The organism is Shinella sp. GW821-FHT11G07, from assembly GCF_058808115.1.
This window is the reverse complement of sequence record NZ_JBXARJ010000006.1, coordinates 254,478-279,595: the sequence shown is the minus strand read 5'-3', so window position 1 is coordinate 279,595 and position 25,118 is coordinate 254,478. Positions and strand designations below refer to the sequence as shown.

At 64.9% G+C, this 25,118-nt stretch carries 26 protein-coding genes; 4 read left to right on the top strand and 22 right to left on the bottom strand.

What is annotated here, in order from left to right; translation table 11 throughout:
* Positions 1 to 240: 240 nt before the first annotated feature.
* A complete protein-coding gene (locus AC1RT2_RS14360; RefSeq protein ID WP_493102797.1) occupies positions 241 to 1,467 on the bottom strand; it encodes an amino acid ABC transporter substrate-binding protein in 1,227 nt (408 codons plus the stop codon).
* A 182-nt stretch (positions 1,468 to 1,649) separates the two neighbouring features.
* On the opposite strand from AC1RT2_RS14360, the gene AC1RT2_RS14355 reads away from it, so the two are divergent.
* Entirely contained in the window at positions 1,650 to 2,549 is a 900-nt protein-coding gene (locus tag AC1RT2_RS14355; RefSeq protein WP_493102795.1) for a helix-turn-helix domain-containing protein, read from the top strand.
* 3 nt (positions 2,550 to 2,552) lie between these two features.
* On the opposite strand, the gene AC1RT2_RS14350 is transcribed toward AC1RT2_RS14355, so the two are convergent.
* The 3 genes from AC1RT2_RS14350 to AC1RT2_RS14340 are packed head-to-tail and all read right to left on the bottom strand — an operon-like array spanning position 2,553 to position 4,741.
* A complete protein-coding gene (locus AC1RT2_RS14350; protein WP_493102793.1) occupies positions 2,553 to 2,897 on the bottom strand; it encodes an ArsC family reductase in 345 nt (114 codons plus the stop codon).
* 49 nt (positions 2,898 to 2,946) lie between these two features.
* Positions 2,947 to 3,564, bottom strand: coding sequence for a YitT family protein (locus AC1RT2_RS14345; protein WP_493102791.1), 618 nt, complete (start codon positions 3,562 to 3,564; stop codon positions 2,947 to 2,949).
* 7 nt (positions 3,565 to 3,571) lie between these two features.
* On the bottom strand, positions 3,572 to 4,741 hold the full coding sequence (locus tag AC1RT2_RS14340; protein WP_493102789.1) for an amino acid aminotransferase: 1,170 nt from the start codon (positions 4,739 to 4,741) through the stop codon (positions 3,572 to 3,574).
* A 159-nt stretch (positions 4,742 to 4,900) separates the two neighbouring features.
* Here AC1RT2_RS14340 and AC1RT2_RS14335 point away from each other — a divergent pair, with 159 nt between their 5' ends.
* Both AC1RT2_RS14335 and AC1RT2_RS14330 read left to right on the top strand, forming a co-directional pair.
* On the top strand, positions 4,901 to 5,371 hold the full coding sequence (locus tag AC1RT2_RS14335; protein ID WP_069061551.1) for an Lrp/AsnC family transcriptional regulator: 471 nt from the start codon (positions 4,901 to 4,903) through the stop codon (positions 5,369 to 5,371).
* Between the two features lie 116 nt (positions 5,372 to 5,487).
* The gene (locus AC1RT2_RS14330; RefSeq protein ID WP_493102943.1) at positions 5,488 to 6,309 is read left to right on the top strand and encodes an endonuclease/exonuclease/phosphatase family protein; all 822 of its coding nucleotides are present in this window, start codon (positions 5,488 to 5,490) and stop codon (positions 6,307 to 6,309) included.
* Here AC1RT2_RS14330 and AC1RT2_RS14325 read toward each other — a convergent pair.
* Positions 6,281 to 7,741 carry a phospholipase D-like domain-containing protein gene (locus AC1RT2_RS14325; RefSeq protein WP_444799822.1) on the bottom strand — a complete coding sequence of 487 codons (1,461 nt, stop codon included), beginning with the start codon at positions 7,739 to 7,741 and terminating at the stop codon, positions 6,281 to 6,283. The genes AC1RT2_RS14330 and AC1RT2_RS14325 overlap by 29 nt on opposite strands.
* A 119-nt stretch (positions 7,742 to 7,860) precedes the next feature.
* Positions 7,861 to 8,919, bottom strand: a complete 1,059-nt coding sequence (locus AC1RT2_RS14320; protein WP_493102786.1) for a M14 family metallopeptidase — start codon at positions 8,917 to 8,919, stop codon at positions 7,861 to 7,863.
* A gap of 134 nt (positions 8,920 to 9,053) precedes the next feature.
* Here AC1RT2_RS14320 and AC1RT2_RS14315 point away from each other — a divergent pair, with 134 nt between their 5' ends.
* A complete protein-coding gene (locus AC1RT2_RS14315; protein ID WP_493102784.1) occupies positions 9,054 to 9,614 on the top strand; it encodes a methylated-DNA--[protein]-cysteine S-methyltransferase in 561 nt (186 codons plus the stop codon).
* Here the strand turns inward: AC1RT2_RS14315 and AC1RT2_RS14310 are convergent.
* From AC1RT2_RS14310 to AC1RT2_RS14235, 16 genes are all read right to left on the bottom strand, one after another.
* Positions 9,611 to 10,498 (bottom strand): sigma-70 family RNA polymerase sigma factor, encoded by an 888-nt coding sequence (locus AC1RT2_RS14310; RefSeq protein ID WP_493102782.1) that lies wholly within the window; start codon positions 10,496 to 10,498, stop codon positions 9,611 to 9,613. The genes AC1RT2_RS14315 and AC1RT2_RS14310 overlap by 4 nt on opposite strands.
* Positions 10,488 to 10,949, bottom strand: coding sequence for a carboxymuconolactone decarboxylase family protein (locus tag AC1RT2_RS14305; RefSeq protein ID WP_493102780.1), 462 nt, complete (start codon positions 10,947 to 10,949; stop codon positions 10,488 to 10,490). Before AC1RT2_RS14305 ends, AC1RT2_RS14310 begins: the two co-directional genes overlap by 11 nt.
* A 165-nt stretch (positions 10,950 to 11,114) precedes the next feature.
* Complete coding sequence (locus tag AC1RT2_RS14300; RefSeq protein WP_493102778.1) at positions 11,115 to 11,483, bottom strand: hypothetical protein; 369 nt, start codon at positions 11,481 to 11,483, stop codon at positions 11,115 to 11,117.
* A gap of 213 nt (positions 11,484 to 11,696) precedes the next feature.
* Entirely contained in the window at positions 11,697 to 13,259 is a 1,563-nt protein-coding gene (gene guaA / locus AC1RT2_RS14295) for a glutamine-hydrolyzing GMP synthase (RefSeq protein WP_069060265.1), read from the bottom strand.
* A 53-nt stretch (positions 13,260 to 13,312) separates the two neighbouring features.
* A complete protein-coding gene (locus AC1RT2_RS14290) occupies positions 13,313 to 13,957 on the bottom strand; it encodes a 5'-methylthioadenosine/S-adenosylhomocysteine nucleosidase (protein ID WP_069060264.1) in 645 nt (214 codons plus the stop codon).
* Positions 13,954 to 14,403, bottom strand: coding sequence for a PaaI family thioesterase (locus AC1RT2_RS14285; protein ID WP_069060263.1), 450 nt, complete (start codon positions 14,401 to 14,403; stop codon positions 13,954 to 13,956). The genes AC1RT2_RS14290 and AC1RT2_RS14285 overlap by 4 nt, the downstream gene beginning before the upstream one ends.
* Positions 14,404 to 14,486: 83 nt before the next feature.
* On the bottom strand, positions 14,487 to 14,945 hold the full coding sequence (locus AC1RT2_RS14280; RefSeq protein ID WP_493102775.1) for a TspO/MBR family protein: 459 nt from the start codon (positions 14,943 to 14,945) through the stop codon (positions 14,487 to 14,489).
* A gap of 53 nt (positions 14,946 to 14,998) precedes the next feature.
* Complete coding sequence (locus tag AC1RT2_RS14275; protein ID WP_493102773.1) at positions 14,999 to 16,102, bottom strand: DUF1513 domain-containing protein; 1,104 nt, start codon at positions 16,100 to 16,102, stop codon at positions 14,999 to 15,001.
* A complete protein-coding gene (locus tag AC1RT2_RS14270; protein ID WP_493102771.1) occupies positions 16,102 to 17,232 on the bottom strand; it encodes an imelysin family protein in 1,131 nt (376 codons plus the stop codon). Before AC1RT2_RS14270 ends, AC1RT2_RS14275 begins: the two co-directional genes overlap by 1 nt.
* Positions 17,232 to 18,764, bottom strand: a complete 1,533-nt coding sequence (locus tag AC1RT2_RS14265; protein WP_493102769.1) for a di-heme oxidoreductase family protein — start codon at positions 18,762 to 18,764, stop codon at positions 17,232 to 17,234. Before AC1RT2_RS14265 ends, AC1RT2_RS14270 begins: the two co-directional genes overlap by 1 nt.
* Positions 18,765 to 18,809: 45 nt before the next feature.
* The gene (locus tag AC1RT2_RS14260) at positions 18,810 to 20,087 is read right to left on the bottom strand and encodes an imelysin family protein (RefSeq protein ID WP_493102767.1); all 1,278 of its coding nucleotides are present in this window, start codon (positions 20,085 to 20,087) and stop codon (positions 18,810 to 18,812) included.
* A 211-nt stretch (positions 20,088 to 20,298) separates the two neighbouring features.
* A complete protein-coding gene (locus tag AC1RT2_RS14255; RefSeq protein ID WP_493102765.1) occupies positions 20,299 to 21,588 on the bottom strand; it encodes an RsmB/NOP family class I SAM-dependent RNA methyltransferase in 1,290 nt (429 codons plus the stop codon).
* Positions 21,589 to 21,665: 77 nt separating this feature from the next.
* A complete protein-coding gene (locus AC1RT2_RS14250; RefSeq protein ID WP_493102763.1) occupies positions 21,666 to 22,028 on the bottom strand; it encodes a septal ring lytic transglycosylase RlpA family protein in 363 nt (120 codons plus the stop codon).
* Between the two features lie 361 nt (positions 22,029 to 22,389).
* Entirely contained in the window at positions 22,390 to 23,265 is an 876-nt protein-coding gene (locus tag AC1RT2_RS14245) for an SDR family oxidoreductase (RefSeq protein WP_493102761.1), read from the bottom strand.
* The gene (gene queG, locus AC1RT2_RS14240) at positions 23,262 to 24,407 is read right to left on the bottom strand and encodes a tRNA epoxyqueuosine(34) reductase QueG (protein WP_493102759.1); all 1,146 of its coding nucleotides are present in this window, start codon (positions 24,405 to 24,407) and stop codon (positions 23,262 to 23,264) included. The genes AC1RT2_RS14245 and queG overlap by 4 nt, the downstream gene beginning before the upstream one ends.
* A gap of 10 nt (positions 24,408 to 24,417) precedes the next feature.
* A complete protein-coding gene (locus tag AC1RT2_RS14235; protein WP_160857824.1) occupies positions 24,418 to 25,110 on the bottom strand; it encodes a glutathione S-transferase family protein in 693 nt (230 codons plus the stop codon).
* Positions 25,111 to 25,118: the final 8 nt, after the last annotated feature.

Below are 25,118 nucleotides of genomic sequence, written 5' to 3'. Positions count from 1 at the left end.
CAGAATGCCCCTCATCCGCCCTGCCGGCCACCTTCTCCCCGCGAGCGGGGGCGAAGGGGATGTGCCGAGACGGCTTCCCGAGCCAACACCGTTGCGAGGGGCTCGTTCCCTCTCCCGCTTGCGGGGAGAGGGTTAGGGTGAGGGGCAATCTCGCCCGTTCGGCTGCGTGCGGAAGGAAGGGATGGGGGCGGTCCGCCGATTGCCTCTTCCCAATCCACTTTCCGTAACGATGGCTTGCCGCTACTTCTTCCAGGCCTGCCGTGGCAGGATCGGCGGGCTTGCGCCGGTGCGGTCCACGGGCGCGATGCCGACGAACTGACCGTTCTGCCACTGGCCGGTCCACCAGAGGGTACGAAGCTGGTTGTCCTCCATCTTCGTCTCGCCGAGCACGGTCTGGAACGTGCCGGTCGAGAGCTCCGCCGACACGGCCTCTCGGTCGAGGCCCTTGCGCTTGATCGCCTCCTGCAGCATCTGCAGCGAGGCGTAGGTGATGACGCTGCCCCAGTAATCCGGGCCCTGGCCTGTCACCTCTTCATGACGCTTGCGGTAGGCGGCATTCTCCGCATTGGCCGGGTCGATGCCGCCGAGGCTCATGATGCCGGTGGCATTGTCGCCATTGTTCTTGCCGTAGATGGGGAAGCCGGTGCCGACGCCGAGATAGAGCAGTTTGGGATTGAAGTCCGCGACCTGGCTCTGCTGGGTCAGCGCGAAGGTGTCCGGCGGGTAGGAGAAGGCGACGAAACTGTCGGCGCCGCTCGCCTTCGCCTCGTTGATCATCGGCGTGAAGTCGGAGGTGCCGATCGGGTAGGTCTTGTCATAGACCACCTCGATGCCGGCCGCCTCGAAGGCCGGGCGGGCGGCGGTCACGAGGTCGATGCCGAAGCCGTCGGCGACCGAGACCATGGCGACCTTGTTGTTGAGCGTGCCGTCGGCGGCCGCCTTCTTGATGATGCCGGCAAGCGCGCCGGCATAGTCATGGCCGCCGCCGAGCATCCAGAAACTCTTCGTCCAGCGCTTGACGAAATCCGGCGCCTTGTCGGTGACGGAGGAGACGGCAAGCTGCGGATAACCGTAGCGGTCGAAGAGGGGGGCGGCAGCGAGGTTGAAGCCCGTGCCCCAGGGCGCGAGGATAAAGTCCGCCTCGTCTTGCGTGGCGAGGCGCTCGACGGCACGCACCAGTTCCTCGGAGGCGGAGCGGTCGTCATATTCGATCACCTCGATCGGCAGCTTCTTGCCATCCGGCAGTTCGAGCCCGCCGGCGTCGTTCACGTCCTTCACCCAGAGCTGGTAGTTCGGCAGCGTCGTGATGCCGGCGCCGCCGGCATTGGGGCCGGTCTTGGAAATGGCGTAACCGATCTTCACGGATGTGCGGTCCTGGGCGAAAGCGCCTGGTGCAGCGCTCGCGGCCAGCAAGATCGAGGCAGCCGCCATCACGCGCAGGACGTGCCTGCGTTGAACAGATTTCATTGTCGATTCCTCCCAAAAGGCCTGCTCTTCCGGCAGGCGGCGCGTCACGCTGGCAGCGGCCCTGTTCTCCTCCGGGCCTTCTGTCGCTTCCTGACAAATGGAAGGTTAGCGGCCGGCAAGGGTTTGCGGAATAGACTTTTACAAGAGATACTTGTACTTTTCACGGGTAAGGAGTTTTGGCCATGCCGTTCCAGGACGGTCTTGCACCGCAGCATCGCCCTCTCGCCAATGCGCCGCCCCTGCCGACAGAGGCGCGGCTTTTCCGCGGCGCCCTTTCCCAATCCGGCTGGACGTTTCGCGGCGGGCGCAACCGTGTCTTCCTGCTGCTCTCGGGAAGCGGGCGCGTGTCGCTCGGCGGCACCGATCTCGGCCTTTCCGGTCCCTCGCTCGTCTGGGCGCCGGCCGGTGCGCGCGGCTCCGTGACCTTCGATGCGGGGGCGGAGGGGGCAGCATTGGCCATCCCGGAACTGGCGCTCGGTCCCGCCATGCCGACGGGCGCCATTTTTGCCGAGGTGCGCGATGCCGTCGCCCGGCCGATCCTCGGCGCCCGGCTGGCGCTCACCGATGCCAGAAAAATGTTGCAGACGGTGGAGACGATCGAGGCGGAACTGCGCGAGAACGCGGCGGGCATGCAGGAGGTGGTGCGTCATCACCTGGCGCTGCTGCTGATTGCCATCTGGCGCCGCGCCAACCCGTCGACGGAAAAGCCGAAACCTTCGCCGCGCGCCACCGTGCGCAGCTTCCTGCATCTGGTGGAGCTGCACATGCGCGAACAATGGTCGTTGGCCGACTATGCCAACGTTCTGGGTGTCACGCCGGACCGGCTCAACACCGCGGTGCGCCGCGCGACGGGCCGTTCTCCGATGGAGCTGATCCATGCCCGGCTGATGATGGAGGCGGAAATGCTGCTCGACGGATCGAGCCTGCAGATCGCCGAGGTGGCGGAAGCCCTCGGTTTTCGTGACGCCGCCTATTTCAGCCGGTTCTTTAAGCGGCTTGCCGGCGTGTCGCCGCGCGCCCGCCGGGCGGGCCTCGTCAGCCGGCAGGTGCGCGAGGAGACGTCCTATGCCGCCTGGCCCTGAGGCTCAGAATAGCGTTTCGTAGATATCCGGCTTGAAACCGGCGGTAAGCTGGCCATCGCGGTCGAGGATCGGGCGCTTGATCATCGAGGGCTGCGCGCGCATCAGGGCAATCGCCTTCTTCGCATCGAGATCCTGCTTGTCGGCATCGGGAAGCGCGCGGAACGTGGTGCCGGCGCGGTTCAGCACGGTTTCCCAGCCAAGTGCGTCGACGAAGCGCTTGAGGCTCGCGTCGTCGATGCCTTCGGCCTTGTAGTCGTGGAAGTCATAGGCCACGCCCTTGGCGTCGAGCCAGGTCCGCGCCTTCTTCATCGTGTCGCAGTTCTTGATGCCGTAGATCGTGACGGTCACGCGTCTCTCCCGATTGTGTCAGTCGGGTCTTCTTAGAGCGACGAGGCCGTCACGTCACCCCGAGATAACGTCCGGGGCGGTGATTGATCGCGAGCGTCATGTTGACGACGACGGCGGCCAGAACGGAAAGGGCGAGGCGATCGAGCGGAATGACGAAGAACGCGGCAGCGAGGATGGCAAGATCGACGGCGAGCTGGAAATAGCCGGCGCGGATACCGAAACGGTCCTGAAGGTAGATCGCCAGCACATTGATGCCGCCGAGCCCTGTGCGGTGGCGGAAGAGGATGAGCAGGCCGGCACCGGACAGTGCTCCGCCCATGACGGCCGCGTAGAGGGGGTCGAGATGGGCGAAGGAAACAAGCTCCGATGTTAGCCGGGTAAAGATCGATACAAGCGTGACGGCGGCGAAGGTGCGCAGCGTGAAGGCCCAGCCGAGCTTTTTGACGGCGAGGATGTAGAACGGCAGGTTGATGGCGAAGAACAGCCACCAGAAGCTTATGCCGGTCGCATATTGCACGAGGAGTGCCAGGCCTGCGGTGCTGCCGGCAAGCAGCACCGCCTTGGTGTAGATCAACACGCCGAGCGCCATGAACAGCGTGCCGACGACGATGGCGATGGCATCCTCGTAGGCGGAATGACGCTCGGGCGTTGCGATCTCGACCGACATGGCGACCTCAGAGGCTCAGGAATTTCTCGATGACGGCATCGACTTCCGCCGACTTGAGGCCGGCAATGTTGATGCGGCCGGAGGTCGGCATGTAGATGGCGTGCTCGGCACGCAGTTTGAGCACATCCGCCTCTTCGAGCGGCAAAAGCGAGAACATGCCCTCCTGCTCGCGCACGGCCGTCAGCACCTGCCAGCGGCGGGACAGGCCGGCAGCCAGCCGCTCGCGGATCGAGGTGATGCGCAGCCGCATGGTTTCGATTTCCTCCATCCAGTCGGCTTTCAGCGCCTCGTCGCCGAGGATCATGCTGACGATGGCGGCACCGTGGTCCGGCGGCATGGAATAGCTGGTGCGGGCGAGCGCAGCGAGGTTGGTGCGCACGGAAAGCGCGGTCTCGGGGTTGCTGCAGGCGGCATAGATCGCGCCGGTGCGCTCGCGGTAGAGGCCGAAGGATTTCGAGCAGGAGATGGCGACCAGTGCTTCCGGAACGGCGGCAAGCAGCGTGCGCAGGCCGGCGGTATCCTCGTCGAGGCCGCGGCCGTAGCCCTGGTAGGCGATATCGACGAGCGGCAGCAGGCCACGCGCGGCGATAAGGTCGGAGACGGCGCGCCACTGGTCGGCGGAAAGGTTCGCGCCGGTCGGGTTATGGCAGCTGGCATGCAGCAGCACGGCATCACCGGCGGCAGCGCCCGACAGCGCCTCCATCATGCGGTCGAATTGCACGGCCTGGGAGGGGATGTCGAAGAACGGGTAGGTGATCACGTCGAGACCGGCAGCCTTGAAGATGCTGGCATGGTTCGGCCAGCTCGGCAGGCCGAGCCAGACGCCCTTGGTGCCCATGCGGGCCATCAGGTCGGCGGCAAGGCGCAGGGCCCCGGAGCCGCCCGGCGTCTGGAGGGCTGCAGTGGCGCGGCCGCGGCCCGCCTCGCCCGTCGTCAGCGCCCAGAGGCGTTCGAGGAAGAGCGCGTCGCCTTCCGGCCCGATATAGGCCTTGGTCGGCTGCGTTTCGACGAGGCGGCGTTCGGCCTCCTTCACGGCGCGGAAGATCGGGGTCGCACCCGTCTCGTCGCGATAGACGCCGACGCCGAGGTCGACCTTGCCGGCCCGCTCATCGGCCCGGAAAAGGCCGATCAGGGCAAGCAACGGATCATCGGGCTGGCGGGTGAGGGCGTCGAACATGGCCGGTTTCCTGTGCGTGTGGGGTGTCAAACGGGTGTAGGACAAAGCCTCCGCAAAATCGACCATGATATTGCGGGAAGGACGCAAGAAGCTTTTGTATTCTTGCCGCTGCCCGCTAGATTTATGCAGGTTTTTGCGTGAGGGACGAAGATGGACAAAATGGCGGGTGACGAGGTCGTGCTGGACCAGACGGACCGGCGCATCATCCGCCTGCTCGTCGAGGATGCCGGGCTCTCCAACAACCAGCTCGCGGAGAAGGTCGGCCTGTCCCCAGCGCCGCTGTCGCGCCGGCTGGCGCGTCTGGAGGCGAGCGGCGTGATCCGCCATACCGTGATCGTCGATCCGCGCGCGGCCGGCATCGGTTTCCAGGCTTTCCTGGAGGTGACGCTGGAGCGTACGGCGCCGAAGGTCGGCGAGCGCTTCATCGATCTCGTGCGGCGCATGCCGGAGGTGGTGGAATGCCACACGGTCGCCGGCGATTTCGATTTCCTGCTGAAGATCGCGGTAAAGGATGTTGCCGATTACCGTCGGCTGCTGTGGAGCGAGTTCGAGCGCATCAGCGAGATCAAGACGCTGCGCTCGACCATCCTGCTCGACAGCCCGAAGATGCAGGTGAGCGCACTTCCCTGACGCCTGGCGCGGAACCTTTCTCGGTCCGCGGAGGTTGCCGATGGAGGGAAAGCGCCCATATGATGGACTGCGTCACCAAGGAAGGGCTCGTGGACAGAAAGTCGAACGACAAGGTCATGTCGGCCGCGCTGCTGTCGGCCATCCGCAACCGCCGCGGCCATCGGCCGCCGGAAGCCAATCGCCCGGGCGATACCGTGATCGCGTCCTACAATGTGCACAAATGCATCGGCGTTGACCGGCGTTTCGATCCGGAACGTACCGCAAGCGTGATCGCCGAGATCGACGCGGACATCATCGCCATCCAGGAGGCGGACAAACGCTTCGGCGAACGCTCGGGGCTGCTCAACCTCGAAATCCTGGAGCGCGATTGCGGCCTCGTGCCGGTGCCGATCACCTCGCTCTCCTCCACCGGCCATGGCTGGCACGGCAACATGATCATGATCCGCAAGGGTGCGGTCGGCGCCGTGCGGCAGTTGAAGCTGCCGGGCGTGGAGCCGCGCGGCGCGCTGGTGGTGACGCTCGATCTGCCGGTCGGGAAACTTCGCCTCGTTGCCGCGCATTTCGGCCTGTTGAAGCGTTCGCGCGAGCAACAGGCGATGGCGATCCTCGCGTCGGTCGCCGAAGAGGAGCAGATGCCGACGCTGCTCGTCGGTGATCTCAACGAATGGCGCGTCGGCCGGCGCTCGTCGCTCTCCCGCCTCCAGCCGACCTTCGATCCGGCCTCCGGCGCGGTGCCGAGTTTTCCGTCGCGGTTTCCGGTGCTGGCGCTCGACCGGGCGCTCGGCCATCCGCACGATCTCGTCACTTCGGTCGAGGTGCATGATTCGCCGCTCGCCCGCATCGCGTCCGATCACCTGCCGATCAAGGCGCATATCGATCTGAAAGTTATCTGGGAACGCTCGCTCGGGCTCACAGATACGGTGAGCCAAGCCATGTGACGCGCTCCACGAGGCGCTGTGCGAAGGGGCGGGCCCGGAGCTCGTCGAGCTTCACTTCTACCGCCTCCGAAAGCGCGGCACCGATGCGGCGGCCGATAAGATCGGCGAAATCCGCATCCACAACCTCTATGTCCACCTCGAAATTCAGCCGCAGCGAGCGCGGATCGATGTTCGACGAGCCGACATAGGACCAGACGCCGTCGACGACGGTCAGCTTGGAATGGTTGAAAGCGCCGGAGGCGCGCCAGATGCGGCAGCCATGTTTCAGCATCTGGTCGAACTGTGCGGTCATCGCGAGATCGACGAGCTTCAGGTTGTTGGCCGACGGCACGACGATGTCGATCTCCACACCGCGCCGCGCCGCCGTGACGATGGCGCTGATCAGCTCGCGGTCGGGCAGGAAATAGGGCGACATAATGTGGATGTGTTTCTTGGCGACGGAAACGGCACCCATCAGCACCCGATGATTGGTCTCCAGGCTCTTGTCCGGCCCCGAGGGCACGATACGGGCGAGCATGCCGTCGCCCGGCGCATCCGGCGGTGGCGCGATCTGCCAGGCTTCGTGGGAAAGCTCGTCGCCACCGGAAAAACGCCAGTCCTCGTAGGCGATGCGGAAGAGGTCGCTGACAATGGGACCGGTGATGCGAAAATGCGTGTCGAGCGCCGCCGCCTCGCCGGAAAATTCTGTGCAGAAACCGGCGCGGATGTTGAGCCCGCCGGTGAAGGCGATGCTGCCATCGACGATGAGGATCTTGCGGTGGGTGCGCAGGTTCGCATAGGGCAGGCGCAGGCCCATGACGATGTTGCCGTTGAAGACATCCGTCGGCACGTTCGCCCGCTGCAGTTCCGAGACGATCGAGGGGATGGAGTAGCGCGCGCCGACCGCATCGATCAGCACGCGCACCTCGACACCGCGCGCGACCGCCGCCGACAGCGCGCGCACGAAGCGCTCGCCGGCCTTGTCACGGTCGAAAATATAGGTTTCGAGCAGGATGGAGCGTTCGGCAGCGTCGATGGCAGCGAGCATCGCGGCATAGGCCTCGTCGCCAGTCGAGAGCACCGCGATGCGGTTGCCCGAGGTGAGCTTGCAGCGCCCGACCGTGTCGCCGAGGCGCTGCATGGCGGCAAGCGCCCCGCCATAGGCCACCTGCATGTGCGCGTTGGAGACGTCGTACTCGGCCATGTGATGCCAGCCGGCGGCGAGCAGTCCCTCACGGCTGAGGTTAAGTGTCTTGCGGCGGATGCGGTTCACCCCGCCGATGGCATAGATCAGCGGACCGACGACCGGCGAGAGCATGATAACGCCGACCCAGCCGATGGCCGCGCGCACCTCTTCCTTCGTCATGGTCGCATGAATGGCCGCCGGCACGCCGAGGATGATCGACAGGGCGACGAGGATATGCGGCCAATAGGCGGAAAGCGTTTCAAACATGATGCTTGCGGATCATCCAAAGTGCGGCAGTCGATGCTGCCGCCCCTATATATTGTGCCGGACGAGCCGAAGGCGAGGGCCAAGTGCATGCGCCGGGAAAATTCTCTACCGGAGGATGTTCAGTCCTCCAGCGTACCCGGCTTGCGGTCCTTGCGCGTCACCTCATGGCAGGCGATCTTCATCAGGTCGTCGCCGCGCCGCGCATAGCGGGCGGAGCTGCGGGTGGCGATCAGGCCGTCATGCCCAGCCTTGACCTCCAGCGTGCCATCGGCTGCGCCGGGCCGGGTGATCAGCGTCGCCAGAAGATCACCGGCCTTGACCTGTTCGCCGATATTGCGGTGGAAGAGGATCGTGCCGGGCTCAGGCGCACGCACCATCTCGATATTGTCGAGTGGCAGGGCTGGGCCGGTGTAGGGCTTGACCACATGTGCCGGGTCTGCCAGGACGCCGCGGCCGGCGAGGAAGGCCCACAGGCCATCCGCATCGCGCTTCGCCATGTCCGGATAGACATCACGCCGGCCGCGCAGCTCGACGGTGACCGCAAGGCGGCCCGGTACGGATTTGAGTTTCTCGCCGCCCTGATGCTTGAAAGCGTGGCCGACGGCCTCCTCGAAGGCGGTGCTTTCGCCGTCCGAGAGGAATACGGCCTGCATGTCGAGCGCGCCCGCGAGATCGGCCGCTTCCGCCCAGAAGGCATCGTCGATATAGGCATATTGCAGAGATTCGTCGTCGCAGTGCAGGTCGATCACCAGGTCGGCGCCAAGTGCCGCGTGCAGCAGCCTGCGCTTCAGTCGGTCGGCGGCGCTGCGGCGATCGAGATCTTTCAGAAGCGTTTCACGCTCGGAGAGGGCAACCAGCGGGAAGTCGCGGTTGAAATTGGTGCGCGAGCCGAGATCGAACCGACCCTGCATCTCGCCGAAATGCGATTGCGCAAGGCCGATCGGGTTCGCCTGCGGGATGACGATGATGTCGCCAAGGATCGCGCCCTCCGCATCCGCCTTGCGCAGCCTTTCCAGCAGGAAGTGCAGGAGGGCGGTGCCCGGCAGCTCGTTGGCATGCAGCGCCGCCTGGAGATAGGTGGACGGCGCTTTTGCGTTGCTGCCCTTGAAGCGGAAGACGGGCACGCGCCATTCGATGCCCGCCGTATCGCCGCTGATGATGATCTCCGAAGTCTCCACGTCGTTTCCTCGCTGACACGTTTTTGCGACGGTTTATGCGAATTGGCGGCCTCTGGCGCAAGCCCCGGCAAGAAACGGGTTGAAAGCGACCGGGCAAAGCCCGATCTTTCGATGAAACGGGAAGGAGCCGAACCATGACCGGCAAAACCTATTATCGGATCTTCGACACCGACGGCGGCCCCTGCGGCATCGCCTGGACGGTGGCGGGCGTTTTGCGCTTCCAGCTACCGGGCGATGATGGGGCGACGACGCGCCGCCTGCTGCTGCGCCACCTACCCGAGGCGGAAGCCGCCGAGCCGTCGCCGGCGGTTGCCGAGGCCATCGAAGGCGTGAGACGCTATTTTGCCGGCGAGCCGGCGGATTTTTCCGAGGTACCGCTCGACCTTGCCGGCCAGAGCGACTTTTTTCGCGCGATCTACGATGCGGCGCGCCGCGTGCACTGGGGCGAGACGACGACCTACGGCACGCTCGCCCGCGATCTCGGTGCTGGCCCGGAAATGGCCCGCGAGGTCGGCCAGGCGATGGCGAAAAACCCCGTCGCCCTCATCATCCCCTGCCACCGTGTGCTCGCGGCCGGCGGCAAGGTCGGTGGCTTCTCCGCGCCCGGCGGCGCCTCCTCCAAGCTGAAGATGCTGGCGCTCGAAGGCATTTCCTTCACGCCGCCGGAACCGGCGCAGTCGTCGTTCGGGTTTTAGTGGGCTTGCGGTGGTCCGGGCAGTGCCGGGCTGATCAGGCCGGCCAGCTTGTCCGGATTGCGCGTAATATAGATTGCCGTGATGCGGCCTTGCACGATTTCCACGGCCGTGGTCTGCAAGTAGCCGTCGATACGGCTGAGAAAGCCCGGCAGGCCATCGATGACGGCATGGCCGATGAACTCCATGCGCGGCCCCAGTTTGCGCGCAAGCCCGAGATAGAGGCGCACCAGACGGTCGGCACCATGGATCGCGTTCGGAAAGGCCAGCACCTTGCCGCCGCCGTCCGAGCGGAGCGCCACATCGGCCGCCAGCATGGAACCGAGCGCTGACGCATCGCCCAGGCGGCAGGCCTCGAAGAAGGCGCGGACAAGCGCTTCTCCGTCCTCCCGTGCGATCTCGTAGCGCGGCCGGTCGATCTGCACATGCGCCCGTGCCCGGGCGGCCAGTTGCCGGGTGGCGGCCGCGCTTCTTTGCAGCGTAGCCGCCACTTCATCCATCGGCTGGTTGAAGACGTCGTGCAGCAGAAACGCCGCGCGCTCCAGGGGCGAAAGGCGCTCCAGCGCCACCATCAGGGTGAGCGTGATGTTGTCGGCCCGCAGCTCGTCGTCCGCCGGTTCGATCAGCGGTTCGGGCAGCCAGGTTCCTGGATAGGTCTCGCGGCGGGAGCGGGCGGATTTCATGGCGTCGAGGCAGAGGCGCGAGACGATGCGGGTCAGCCAGGCGGCGAGCTCGGCCACCGCCTCGCGATCGCTGCGGTGCCAGCGCAGCCAGGCCTCCTGTACGATGTCCTCCGCCTCCGAATGCGATCCCAGCATTCGATAGGCGAGACGCAGCAGCCGGGGCCGCTGCATCTCGAAGACATCCGTGGACGGGTCAAGCGGCATGGCGCTGATCGGTCGGATGTTGTGCGCGGAACCCGACCTGCACGCGGTTCCAGACATTGATCGCACCGATGGCGACCGTCAGCCAGGCCTGCTCGTCGGGCGTGAAGGCGGCCTCGACGGCTGCCCAGTCCGCATCGGGCGCATGCGTTTCAGCCACCAGCGTCAGGGCTTCGGTCCAGGCAAGGGCGGCCCGCTCGCGCGGCGAGTAGAATGACGAGTCGCGCCAGCCGGCAAGTAGATGCAGGCGCATCGCGTCCTCGCCGTCTTTCAGCGCCTCTCCCACATGCATGTGGATGCAATAGGCGCAGCCGTTGATCTGGGAGGCGCGTATTTTGACCAGGTGCACGAGCGTCGCATCGAGCGGGCTCGCCTTTATTGCCGCTTCCAGGGAAAACATCGCCTTGAAGGCCGGCTCTGCACGTTTGAAATAGTCGGTCATGCGCGGTGACATTCCACTCTCCTTTTCGTTCACACATGGTCATGACGAGGCAGCGTGACCGAATGTGACATGGCTGCCGAATTTTTTAAGCGAAGGCCGTTTTGAGGCAAGCCCGCATGAACACGGGGGCAAAAGAGATCGTCGTGGCGCCTCGTACGGGGCGGGCGCATTTTGTCGTCAGAAGCGGCTGAAACCGGTCAGCGGTGGGATAATCCGTCCACGGCCGTCATCGATAAAGCCGGCCAAGCCAGCCATGACCTGCTCATTGGGCGCGCCATAGACCTCGAGCGTCTCGACGGTGCCATGCTGCGAGACCCTTTTGATATGAGGATCCGACAGTTCCCAGTGGCGCAATATGTCCTGCGAGTTCCTGTAAAGCTGGAAGCTGGTCATCCGCATGGCGTCGGGATCGACGAAGGTTTGCACCATCATCTGTGGGCCGTGCTGTTGTGCGAATTCCACTGCTTCAAGCACGGCCGCGCAGAACAGGTCCAGCCTGCCTTCGCTGATCTTCATAACGTTGCGCATGAGTATTTGGCCGGTCATTGCTCATCTCCGTTTTTGACAACGGAGAATGAGATAGGATCTCAACCATGGTTGAGGTCAAGGGCGTTGACGCGGATTTTGCGAAGCCGGCAGGATGCCTGCATCAGCCTTGTGGTGGCAGCAGCGCGCCCGACCCCCGGCCCTGATGTGCGGGGGCCGGAGCGATACACCGTGGTTATTCAGCCGCGGATCAGTCCGTAGCTGGTTTCCGAGTCATTCCCACTCGATCGTGCCCGGCGGCTTCGACGTCACGTCATAAACGACGCGGTTGATGCCGCGGACTTCGTTGATGATGCGGGTGGCGGCGCGGCCGAGGAAGTTCATGTCGTAGTGGTAGAAATCGGCGGTCATGCCGTCGACGGAGGTGACGGCGCGCAGAGCGCAGACGAATTCGTAGGTGCGCCCGTCACCCATGACACCGACGGTCTGGACGGGGAGCAGCACGGCGAAGGCCTGCCAGATCTTGTCGTAGAGGCCGGCCTTGCGGATCTCGTCGAGATAGATGGCGTCGGCGTCGCGGAGGATTTCCAGCTTGTCGCGGGTGATGCCGCCCGGGCAGCGGATGGCGAGGCCAGGACCGGGGAAGGGGTGGCGGCCGATGAAGCTGTCCGGCAGGCCGAGTTCGCGGCCGAGCACGCGCACTTCGTCCTTGAAGAGTTCGCGCAGCGGCTCGACCAGCTTCATGTTCATGCGATCGGGCAGGCCGCCGACATTGTGGTGCGACTTGATGGTGACCGAGGGGCCGCCGGTGAACGAGACGCTTTCGATGACATCCGGATAGAGCGTGCCCTGGGCGAGGAATTCCGCGCCGCCGAGCTTCTTGGCTTCCTCTTCGAACACTTCGATGAACAGGCGGCCGATGATCTTGCGCTTGGTTTCCGGGTCGGAAACGCCCTCCAGCTCGCCGACGAAGCGGTCGACGGCATCCACATGGATGAGGTGCAGGTTGTAGTGCTCGCGGAACATGGCGACGACGTCGGCCGCCTCGTTCTTGCGCATCAGGCCGTGGTCGACGAGGATGCAGGTGAGCTGCGCGCCGACGGCTTCATGAATGAGGAGGGCCGCAACGGAACTGTCGACGCCGCCCGACAGCGCGCAGATGACCCGCTTGTCGCCGACCTGTTCACGGATCGCTTCCACGGCGCGGGCGCGGTAGGCCGACATCGACCAGTCGCCCTTGATGCCGGCGATCTTGTGCACGAAGTTCGACAGCAGCTTGGCGCCATCCGGCGTGTGCACCACTTCCGGGTGAAACATGGTGGTGTAGTAGCGCTTCGCCTCGTTGACGCAGATCGCGAAGGGCGCGTTTTCAGACGTGCCGATGATCTCGAAGCCTTCGGGTGCCTCGGTGACGCGGTCGCCGTGGCTCATCCAGACGGGGTATTTCTTGCCGACTTCCCAGAAACCGTCGAAGAGCGGGCTGTCCTTGAGGATTTCCACGTCAGCGCGGCCGAATTCGCGGGCATGGCCGCCTTCGACATTGCCGCCGAGCTGCAGGCTGAGTGTCTGCTGGCCGTAGCAGATGCCGAGGATCGGCAGACCCGAATCGAAGACCACCTGAGGTGCGCGGGGGCTGCCCTGGTCGAGAACCGAGGCGGGGCCGCCGGAGAAGATGATCGCCTTCGGCTGCATGCGGTGGAAGGCTTCTTCCGCCGACTGGAAGGGGATGATCTCGCAATAGACGCCTGCTTCACGCACGCGTCGCCCGATGAGCTGGGTCACCTGGCTGCCGAAATCGATGATGAGAACGCTGTCGGGAGTGGCTGTCTGGGTCATGGCGAGCCTTTAATGAAAAACCGCGCGCCGCGCAACGGGGGAAGGCTGGATTTTCAGCCCTTCAACACGATCGTGCCGTCGAGAACGGCCGCTTCCAGCCGGTCGACGGCGGCGGCGAGCTTCTCGTCGATGACACCAAGGTATTCCGTCCAGTCGCCGATATGGGTGAGTTCGGTCTTGCCGTCGGAAATGCCGCGCAGGCCGATGAGGCGCACACCGAAGGCCTGGCAGGCGCGCAGTTCGGCGTAGGTTTCCATCTCCACCATGTCGGCGTCGATGCCCCTGTAGGCGGGACCGGAGACGATGTTGGCGCCGGTCGAAAGGCGGGCTTCGGGGATGCCGGGAATGCGGACGGGAAGTATTACTTCCACGGGTAGGTCGAGGAAGGGCGTGGCGCCCTTGGTGAAGCCGAGCGCCGAGGCGTCCATGTCGCGATAGGAGACGGCGGTCGCCTGATAGACGCCGGTCTGCTCCAGCGTGGCGGAGCCGGCGGAGCCGAGCGAGACGACGAAATCAGGCAACTGGGCCTCGGCTTCGAGGTGGCAAAGCGCCAGCGTCAGCTGTACCGCGGCCTCGACCGGGCCGACGCCCGTCATGAACGGCGTGATGCGGGCCTTGAGGTGCGGCCCGTATTCGGCGTCCGCCGCCATGACATAGAGGATGCGGTGCGCGCCGACCGTCTTCAGGACGACGCTCATTCGGCGACGTCCTCGCGGCCGCGTACCACCATCATCGTGCCGGTCATGGAGGCGATGAGCTTTGCCGGGCCGTCCGAGATGGCATAACCGCGCCCGTCGGCGACGATGATGTTGGAGCCCGGCTTGGTGACCTCGCCGCGGAACAGGAAGCGGTCGCCGCGTCCGGGTGACATGAGGTTGACCTTGAACTCGATGGTGAGGATCGAAGCATCCGCATCGATCACCGAATAGGCAGCGTAGCCGCAGGCGGCATCGAGGGCGGCGGAAATGATGCCGGCATGCAGAAAACCGTGCTGCTGCGTCAGCTTCTCGTCGAAGGGCAGCTCGATTTCCACCGTGCCGTGCTCGACGCGGGTCAGCTCGGCGCCGATCAGCCGCAGCGCCGGCTGGCGGTCGAAGCTTCGGGTGATGCGGCCGGCAAAATCGGCGGGCGGAAAATCGGTCATGGTGCACACATGTCTGCCGGCGCGCCGGCCTGGAACGGAGTTGATCGACGTTTGCACGGCCCATGCTGCATCGCAAGCGTCTTTCAGTTCAACGTAAGAATTGCCGCATTGAGGGCCGTCGCGAAGAGCACCCAGGCGAGATAGGGCAGGAAGAGCAGGGCTGCCGTCCGGTCCTGCCGCCAGGAGACCACGATGAAGCCTGCGACCGAGGTGAGAAGGCCGAGGATGATGATCATCGCCGACATCGGATCCTGCAGGCCGAAGAAGGCCGGTGACCACGCGAAGTTGAAGACGAGCTGGGCGAACCAGAGGCGCATCGCGATCGACCGGCGGAGCGGGGAAAGCCATGTGCGGGCGCCCACCACGCCGATGATGACGTAGAGAAGGCTCCAGGCCGGCGCGAACACCCAGTTCGGCGGGTTGAAGGACGGTTTTGCCAGCGACTGGTACCAGTCGCCCGGCACGTTGTTGGCACCGATCACGAGACCGCCACCGAGGACAAGGATGATGAAGAGCAGATAGACGAGGGGTTTGTTGTTCATGCGCCGGGAGGTAGTGCGCGACAGACGGCCGTCCAGAGGCGGAGGGGCCGTAATCAGCGGCGCGGTATCAGACCGGCAATATGCTGGTCCCAGGAGACGCCCTCGCGGTGGCCGGCGAAACGCCCGTCATAGGAGGAGACGGCGAAGCCCTGCGGCGCGGCGGCGATGCCGGCGGCGTCCGTGACGCCTTCCTCGTGCAGCACGCTGCCGGTTCCTGCATCGAGCACGACGAAGCGTCCGCCATTCGGCGAGGTGAGGCCGACAAGACCCTCGCGCCGGTTGACGGCGATGGCGCCGACATAGTTGGCGAGGCCGATGGTGGTCTCCTCCGGCAGGGAGAGAAAGGTCAGGTCCTCGCCCTTTCCGAAATGGCCGACGAGCGGCGGCAGGTCGTTGCGCGGCCCCTCGTACTGGCAGGCAAACCAGATACGGCCCTTGTCGTCGAGATCGATATGGCGGGTGGAAAGCTGGCGAAGTTTCTCAGGCAGCGTGTGGCGCTCGATCAGCGCGCCGGTTGCAGCATCAATGAGCGCGAGCGACGGCTCCATATGGTCGAGGTTGAGCTTGGTGCGGCCGAAATCCGGGTGGGTTTCGATGCCGCCATTGGCGGCGATCAGCAGGCTTCCGTCATCACTGACGGAGAGGTCGTGCGTGCCGATGCCGTAGGTGGGATATTCGCCGATGCGGCGGTAGCCGTCGCGGGCATCATAGAGGCCGATCACGCCCTGGTTGGCGTCGAAATCGTTCTCGCTGGCATAGAGCAGTCTTCCATCCGGCGAAAAGCAGCCGTGGCCGAAGAAGTGCCGGTCGTCGGCTGCGGCGATCGTCATGGGCTCCGCCTTGCCGCTGCGGTCGATCACCAGCGCGAAAGTGCCGGGGCGCCGGGCGAAGGCGACGAGGTGGCCGGTTGCCGGCGAAAAGGCCATGCCGTGGCTTCGCGCGGGCAAGGCGGTGCGGTCGATGATCGTGCCGTCTTCGGCAAGAACCGCGATGCCGAAACGGCCATTGCTGTCCCGGTAGCCGGAAGCGAAGACGGCATCCGTGCGGGTGAGCGCAAAGGCCTGGCGCGCGCCAAGCGTCGCGACCCAGGCCGCACCCGCCATGCGCAGGAAGGCGCGCCGGTCGACAAGCGCGCTATGGCCGCCCGTCGCCGTCATCAGTCGCCGTCCGAGAAGGAGAAGCCGGAGCCGAGCCCGATGGCGCCGCCATAGCCGCCGTCGAGACTGACGATCAGGTCGCGCGTGTTGACGAGAAGAAAATTGATCTTTTGCTGTTCCGCCGGCGTGGAGACGGCCTTCTCCATGTCGGGGTCGATCGTCGGGGCGATGCGGTGGAGCGAGTTCAGCACGAACTCAATATTGCCGTTGATCGACGCGACGTTGGGATCGACGAGGTCCGCCATGCCGGACTTGTCGAACAGCGTTTTCAGGCCGTCGATATTGGCGGTGATCGATGTCCAGGTGTTGCCGGAGCGCCAGAACACCGCCGATTTCGGGCGGGCGATGCCGCCATTGCGATAGAAGGTTTCGATGCGCTGGTCACGCACCGCCTCCGCGCCGTGCACGAGAATGCCGAGCAGCGCGGTCATTGCTTCCTTGGCGGTGCGGAACACCGGGTTCTGCGGGCCGGGATGTTTCCAGTCCCGCTGCACGCCGTCCGGCGCGTCCCAGGCCGCGACGAGCTGGCCGGCCGTCGTCTCGATATGGGTGGCGACGGCGGCGGCATAGCGGCAGCGGAAACCGTCCGGGGTATTCATAAGCGTTTCGGAGCCCGTGCCGTAGAGGGCGAATTCGATGGCGCCAAAGCCCTGGATGGCGACGCTCTTGCCACCCATCGTTTCGGCCTTCGTATCCGCTTCGTCCTGCTTCTGGAGCAGCGCCTGCACCTGTTTCAGACCGGTGCCCTTGCGGTCGGGGTAAAACAGGATGCGCTCGAAGCGGTTGTCCTCGATGACAGGACCGATGCGCACGATCTCGATGTGACCCCAGTCGGTCACCGCCTGGCGGAAGGCGTCATCGACCGCTTTCCGGCCATCCTCGGATGGCGCCTTGCAGAAGGCGGCGGTCGTCTCGGCAAGCGCGCCTGCGGAGGCCTGGAAGGCGCGGTAGCCGGGGCGGATGACGTCGTCCACGGCGCGCGTCATGATGCCGGTGACGATCTCGTCCGTCAGCTCCGGCAGCACCGGTGCGCCACCCTCCTGCGCAGCGGCCGGGAGGCTGGCCGTGAGCAGCAGACCGGCTGCGAGGAGAGTTCCGAAACGGTGGAAGGTTGGGTGCCGGGTCAGCATCAGAGACTCTCCAGGAAGGTCAGAAGGGCGTCGCGGTCTTGTTTTTCCAGGGCAGTGAAGCGGTCGCGCGCAGCCTTGGCCTCGCCGCCGTGCCAGAGGATGGCCTCGGTGAGGTTGCGGGCGCGTCCGTCATGCAGGAAGAACGTATGGCCGTTGACGGTTTTTGTAAGGCCGATGCCCCAGAGCGGCGGCGTGCGCCACTCCCGGCCGCTCGCCACGCCGACCGCCTGCCCGTCGGCAAGGCCTTCGCCCATGTCGTGCAGCAGGAAATCGGAATAGGGCCAGATGAGCTGGAAGGCATGGGCCTTGTTTTCGGCATCACGCCGGGTCACGAATTTCGGTTGGTGACAGCTGACACAGCCTGTCTCGTAGAAGACGCGCTTGCCCGCCAGCGTCTCGGCAAAACTCGCCTTGCGGCGCGCCGGCACGGCGAGGTTTTCCGCGTAGAAGGTTACGAGATCCATGATCGGCGGTGGCGCCTCCACGTCGCCGAGCCGTTTCTGCACGCCGTCCGGCCGCTCCAGGCAGGCGACCTGTGCGGGCATGCAGTCGCCCTGGTGCAGCGGTACCTCCGGTGTCGAGATGCCGATGTCGAAAGCGAAGGCGTCGGCGCTCTGCTGGCGCACGGTCGCGGACTGCGCCTTCCAGCCGAACCGGCCCAGCGTCTGCTTGCCGGTTTTCGGGTCTATGGCGACCGCGGCCTTGCCGCTGATCCCGTCTTCATCCGCATCGTCCGGGTCGGCGAGCGCCAGGATATCCGCCGCGTGGATCGCCTGGATGAGGCCGAGGCCGAGCATCGGCTGGGTAACGCGCGGCGAGAGCGTTGTCGCCGCATCGAGGTCGCCATAGGCGAGATCGGCAACGGAGTAACTCGGCCGGCGCAGGCTGACGACCTCGCCGCCGGCAAGCGCTACCTGCTCTTCCGTGTAGGTGATGACCATGCGGCCCTCGGCCTTGAGGCCAGGCACGGCGAGATCCTGAAGCTGGCGGCCGTAGACGGGGTCCGGCAGGCTCATCTCGCCAAACGTCTTCAGTGCCGTCTCTTCCTCCGGCGTCGTCGCGGGCCGCGCCAGACGCAGGAACATGGAGCTTGCCTCGGCCGCCCCCTCCGGCGGATGACCGCGGCCGTCCTTGATGTGGCAGGTCTGGCAGGAGCGTGCGTTATAAAGCGGCCCCAAGCCGTCCGAGGCCTGCGTGGAGGAGGGCGAAGAGACCCAGAGCTTCTGGAACAGCGCGTTGCCGAGCTTGAACGTCTCTTCCTCGGCGAAGGTGATGTTGTCCGGAAAATGCGAAAAACTGTTCACGTCGGTCGACGCAAGCGAGGTCGCGGCCCCGCCGGACATGGCCTCGTATTGCTCTGCCGCAGAAAAGTCCGTCGTTAGCCGTGTCACCGTAGCGACGCGTTTGCGGTCCTTTTCCGAAAGATCATCGCGCCCGCCATCAGCGGAATGGGCGCCAATAACAAAAACGCCCGCCGCGACGAGGACCGCGGCAGAAACCGCGAGCAGGCGACGGGCAGGGCGTTCTGTCATGCGTGAAATCGGGCCGCCATCTTGGGAGAGGCGGCCCGCCTTCTATCATTGGAAGACAGCGTTAGGATTATCCAGGCTGTCGGAGCCTTCAAGCTCGATCTTGCCGATGTCCAGCGACCCGATGACGCGTTCGATGGTCTTCGTCTGGTCGATCAGGCTGTCGACGGCAGTCTGTACCACCTTGTTGCCTTCCGCATTGCCTTCACCGATCATCTGGTCATAGGCTTCGCCGCCTTCCGCCCGGTCGACCAGCGCCTTGAAGGCGGCATGGCTGGCGTCGAGCTTGCCCTTCATCTCGGTGTCGAGTGCGGCGTCCTTTTCCGCAACCAGCTCAGAGAGCGACGGGCCGGTCAGCTTCGAACCGTCCGGGCGGGTATATTCGCCCGTATAGACGGTCTGGATGCCGACGACGTCGTAGTAGTGCGAGTTGTGCGTGTTGTCGGAGAAGCAGTCGTGCTCTTCTTCCGGATCGTGCAGCAGCAGGCCGAGCTTCATGCGCTCGCCGGCCAGTTCGCCGTAGGAGAGCGAGCCCATGCCGGTCAGCATGGCGGTGATGCCGGCCTTCGGATCGGCGGTGACGTTCTTGGTCGCGTCGCCATCCGCGGCCCAGGCCTTCACCATCTCTTCGAGATCGGTGACGAGCAGCGAGGAGGCGGCCTTCAGATAGGCGCCGCGGCGGTCGCAATTGCCGTTGGTGCAATTGGCCTTGTCGTAGTCGGAAGCCTGGCGGTTGCCGGCGCCTTTGCCGGTGCCGTTCAGGTCCTGGCCCCACAGCAGGAATTCGATAGCATGGTAGCCGGTGGCGACGTTCGCCTCGACTTCGCCGGCCTCATGCAGCTCCTGCAGAACAGCCGGCGTGATCGTCGTCGCGTCGATCGTCTTGCCGGCGATCTCCAGCTTCGGGTTGGCGATGACATTGCCGACGAACAGTGCGTTCTCGTCGCTTTCCGTGCCGTAGCTCGGGTCGACATAGTCGATCAGGCCTTCGTCGAGCGGCCAGGCGTTAACCTTGCCTTCCCAGTCGTCGACGAGCGGGTTGCCGAAGCGATAGGCTTCCGTCTGCTGGTAGGGCACGCGCGACTTCAGCCACGCCTCGCGCGCTGCCTTCAGCGTTTCGTCGCTCGGCTTGGCAATGAGGGCATCGACCGCCGCATCGAGCGCCTTGGCGGCATCGAGCGAGTCGGAGAATTTGGCATGGGCGATTTCGGCATAGTGCTTGACGATCGCAGCCGGATCGGCCGCCGCATGGGCGGAGCCGATGGCGAGGCTTGACGCCGCCGCAGCAAGCGCAAAGGCGACCGCGCGAAGAGTGGAAGTGGTCATGACGTCTCCTGGTGTCCTGTTTGGCGTGTCCCCCCGACACCGGACGTCGCGGCTTGCTCGACAGCAGGCCGTTGCCCGGATGGCCCGGCAGGCCGCCGGGCTCGGGATTATTCAGGCGTTACTGTCATGGACCAAATAAAAACTGGTGTCAAAGTGTATAGTTTAGAACGATTTCAAGCTGTTCTGCCCGTTTTGACAGAGCGCAAACGCCTCAGGCCTTGCGGCCCATGGCGCAGAAGAAGAAACCGTCCGTATCGGTGGATGCCGGGGTCAGCGTGACGGTCTTTCCATCGCGCGACCAAGGCTGCGGCTTGTCCGCGCCGAACAGCTTCTGCCACGTATCGGTGACGGGCAGGATCTCGAATTCCGGATTGGCCGCACAGAAGCCGTGCACCTGGTCTTCGTTCTCCTGCGGCAGGATGGAACAGGTCACGTAGAGCAGGGAACCGCCCGGCCGCACGAAGGCGCTGGCATTGGCGAGCGCTTCCTGCTGCTGGACGATGCGTTCCTCGAGGTTCTTCTCGGTGAGGCGCCACTTGGTGTCCGGGCGTCGGCGCCAGGTGCCGGTACCCGTGCAGGGCGCGTCGACCAGCACGCGGTCGAACCGGCCCTTGAGCGACGACAGGCTGGAAATGTCCTCGTGGACCTGGACGTTGCGGGTACCCGCACGCTTCAGCCGCTCGATGATCGGGGCGAGGCGCTTGCGGTCGGTGTCGTAGGCGTGCACCTGGCCCTTGTTGTGCATTGCGGCCGCCATGGCGAGCGTCTTGCCGCCGCCGCCGGCACAGAAGTCGAGAACCTGGTCGCCATCCTGCGGGAAGACGAGATCGGCGACGATCTGCGAGCCTTCGTCCTGCACCTCGAACCAGCCCTTCTGGAAGGCGAGATCGGCGGTGACGTTCGGCAGGCGCGACGGGCCTTCGCCGGCGGGAATGCGCACGCCCTGGCGGGCGATGGGGGAGGCGACGGCGGCGTTGCGTTCCAGTGCCTTCAGCACCTTGTCGCGGCCGGCCTTCAGCGTGTTGGCCCTGAGGTCCAGCGTCGGCCGTCCGGCCAGCGCCTTGGCTTCGGCCAGCCACGCATCGGCAAAATTCGTCTCGAAGGCAGACTGGATCCATTCCGGGATATCGCCCTGCACATGCGGGGCCGCCTCATCGAGGCTGCGGGTGCGGAAGGCCGCGAGCTTTTCTTCGGAAAGCGTTTCCGGGGCGAAGCGATCACCGTCGAATTCCGCAGCCAGTGCCTCGGGGGCGAGGTCCCACTGGCGCAGCAGCACCGCGTAGCCGAGGGCGGTAGGGCTGTCATCGTCCATCAGGAAGGCGTGCGACAGTTTCATGCGCAACGCGTCGTAGACGATATTGCCGATCGCGGCGCGGTCGCCGGACCCGGCGAAGCGATGGGACAGGCCCCAGTCCTTGAGCGCATCGGCGACGGGACGCCGCCGCGTCTCGATATCCGTCAGAACCTCGATGGCTCCCGAGAGCCGCCCACCCAATCGCATCCGCTTACTCCATTTTGCGTCGTGGTAGCGGCGGAACGCGCCGAGGGCAAGCGGGAGTGCGCAGATTCAAGGTTTGATCAGCCGATGACTTCGAAACAGATCTTGGCGTGGCCGGAGCGGATCATGCCGATGTTGGAAGCGGCGGCCTTGGAAAGATCGAGCACGCGGCCGCGGATGAAGGGGCCGCGATCGTTGATGCGCACCACGACGCTCTTGCCGTTGTTGGCGTTGGTGACCTTCACCTTGGTGCCGAAGCGCAGGCTGCGATGGGCGGCCGTCATCAGGTTCGGATTCATCCGCTCGCCGGAGGCCGTGCGCGAATGCAGCGCATACCACGAGGCGCGACCGCAACCAGCGGCTTGAGCATCAGAAAAAGTAACGAAGGTGGAGGAGGTGACGACGAGAGAAGCGAGCGCGAGGCTGGAGAGCTTGGACAGCATGTCTAGGATGACCCTTACGGCGAGTTGTGAAAATCCCCTTTGATGCTTGCCCTATGATGAAGCAAAAGTGGCAAAAGCGTGCCTCAACCCGCCACAATTCTGTCGAACGGCGTTCCGATATACAGTCCATCGCGCACGATGGATTTTTAATCTTTGTTAAGATGACAGGAAAAGGTCTTCTGAATCAGTCGCTAAACTGTATCGACTGTCGAACTGGAATGCCGATGAGGCATTCGTGCAAATTTTCAGAAAAAACTTCCAATATTAGCAATTACTGCGCAGGAATTCGGCGGCAAAAATAGGGCAGATAAATTTCAGGTTGTATTAAACAACAAAAGGGGCCGTTGCCTGCCCCGCCCCGTCAGCCCCGCCACCGCCCGGACGCGTGCAATTCTGCGAGCGACTGGCGGTAGTTCGGAAAGCGGAAGTCAAAGCCCGCCGCACGCAGTTTCGCGTTCGAGACGCGTTTGTTCTCGCCATAGAAAGACCTGGCCATGGGAGAAAGTTCCGCCGTCTCGAAAGCAATGTCCGGAGGGGTCGGCAGGCCCATCAGGCGGGCGGCTTCCGCCACCACATCCTGCGGCGGGCCGGGCTCGTCGTCGGTGATGTTCCAGACGCCGCCGAGATGCTTTTGTGCAAGGAACAGCGCCGAGTCGCCGATATCCTCGACGCGGATGCGGTTGAACACCTGGTCCGGCTTGATGAGGCGGCGCGCCGTGCCGTCCGCCATGTTGCGCAGCGCATTGCGCCCCGGACCATAAATGCCTGCAAGGCGCAGTACGGCGACGGGCAGGCCTGATGCCTCTCCGAAGGCGAGCCAATGGTTTTCCGCTTCGACCCGCTCGACGGAGCGGGCGGAGACCGGGTTCAGCACCGTGTCCTCCGTCACCCATCCACCCTTGTGGTCGCCATAGACGCCGACGGTGGAGAGATAACCGGCCCATTCGAGCTTCGGCATCAGGGTGGAGAGCGCGGGGCTTTCGGTGCGGAAGAGCGGATCGCCGTCCTTGCCGGGCGCGATCGACTGAACGAGATGGGTGGCACGCGCCATGTCGGCAGCAAGGGTCTCGGGGATGGCGCCGCCGTCATAGAGGATCGGTTCGACGCCGAGGGCGCGGAGTGCCTCGGCTTTCTCGGCGGACCGTGTGGTGCCGGAGACGGAAAAGCCGGCATCCCGAAAGGTTTCGCCGATGGCCTTGCCGGAAAAGCCGGCACCGAGGATCAGGAGGTGTTTCATAGACAGTCTGCCTTCGCTCTCTCATATTCCGCACGCACGTCGTCGTCGGCGTCCTCCACCCTTCCTGCCGCAAATTGCCGGAATTCGGAAGGTGTCATCAGGCGGGAAAGCGCCCATGCGGCCATGCCCCGCACCACGGGCGCGGTGTCGTCGGCAAGGCGCGTACATTGCGTAATCAGGCTGCGGTCGCCGGAATTGCCGGCGGCGATCAGCGTGTTGCGCACGAAGCGGTCGCGGCCGATGCGCTTGACGGGCGAGCCGGAGAAATGGGCGCGGAAGCCGGGATCGTCGAGCGTCAAAAGGTCGGCAATGGCCGGCGCCTTCAGCTCTTCGCGGGCGATGAGCTTCATTTCGGAGGCGCTGGCGGCGAACTTGTTCCAGGGGCAGGCGGCGAGGCAGTCGTCGCAGCCATAGATGCGGTTGCCGATTTTTGTCCGAAATTCCGGCTCGATCGGCCCCTTGTGCTCGATGGTGAGGTAGGAGATGCAGCGCCGGGCATCGAGCTTGTAGGGCGCCGGGAAAGCCTGTGTCGGGCAGGCGTCGAGACAGGCGCGGCACGAGCCGCAATGATCGCGCTCCGACTCGTCGCGGAAGAGATCGGCGGTTGTGAAGAGGCTGCCGAGGAAGAGCCAGGAACCATGCGTGCGGCTGACGAGATTGGTGTGTTTGCCCTGCCAGCCGAGGCCTGCCGCGGCCGCAAGCGGCTTTTCCATCACCGGCGCCGTATCGACGAAGACCTTGACGTCCGCTCCGCCGCGCGCGGCAAAACGTGTCGCCACTTCCTTGAGCTTGCCCTTGATGATGTCGTGATAATCGCGGTTCTGCGCATAGATGGAAATTGCGGCTCGGTCCGGCATGGCGAGCACGGCGCGCGGATCGTGCTCCGGGCCATAGTTCATGCCGAACAGCACGACGGAGCGCACGTCGCTCCACAGCACCCGAGGATCGGCGCGACGGGCTTCCGTCTCGGCCATCCAGTCCATCGTGCCGTGATAGCCGGCGGCGAGGAAGTCGGCGAGACGCGGCGGCGCTTCGGGAATCGAGTCGGGGCCGGTGATGCGACAGAGGTCGAACCCCTTGTCCGCCGCTTCCGCCTTGACGAAATCGGTCAGGCGGCGCCGGAGCCTCTCGTCGCCCGACATGTGTCTGTCCTCAGAAATCCAGGTCCGCGTAATGCGAGACCGGGGTGACGCCGCGCACGCGCTCGGCAAGCAGCGGACGGAAGGAGGGGCGGGACTTCAGCCGCTGGTACCAGTCCTTGGCCTGCGGCGCGTCCGCCCAGTTGATCTCGCCCATATAGTCGAGCACCGAGATCATCGCGGCGGCGGCAAGGTCGGCATAGCTCAGCCGGTCGCCGGCGAGATAGGTACGCGAGCCGGCAAGCCAGGAGAGATACTTCATGTGCTGGCGGATATTGGCGCGCGAGTTGCGCAGGATCTTGCTGTCCGGCGGGCCGCCGCCCTGGTCCGGCGTCATCTGCAGCTTGAAGATACGCTCGCGCACCAATGGGCGCGTGACGTCCTGTTCCATCTTCTGCAGGAACCATTCCGTCAGGCGGCGAATCTCCGCCCGTTGAAACGGGTCCTCGGCGAGCAGCCGGCGATCGCGCTTCAGCACACCGTGGGTCTCGTCGAGATATTCCGAGATGATGCTCGCACCACAGAGCGCGCGCATGCTGTCGTCGACATAGACGGGCAGCGTGCCAGCCGGATTGAGGGCCAGGAAATCGCGGCGGTTTTCCCACGGCGCCTCCTCGGCAAGCTCCGTCTGGAAGCCGTATTCCGAAAGGATCAGGCGGACGAAGCGTGACGCGGACGACATCGGATGATGATAGAGTGTGGGCATGAACGCTG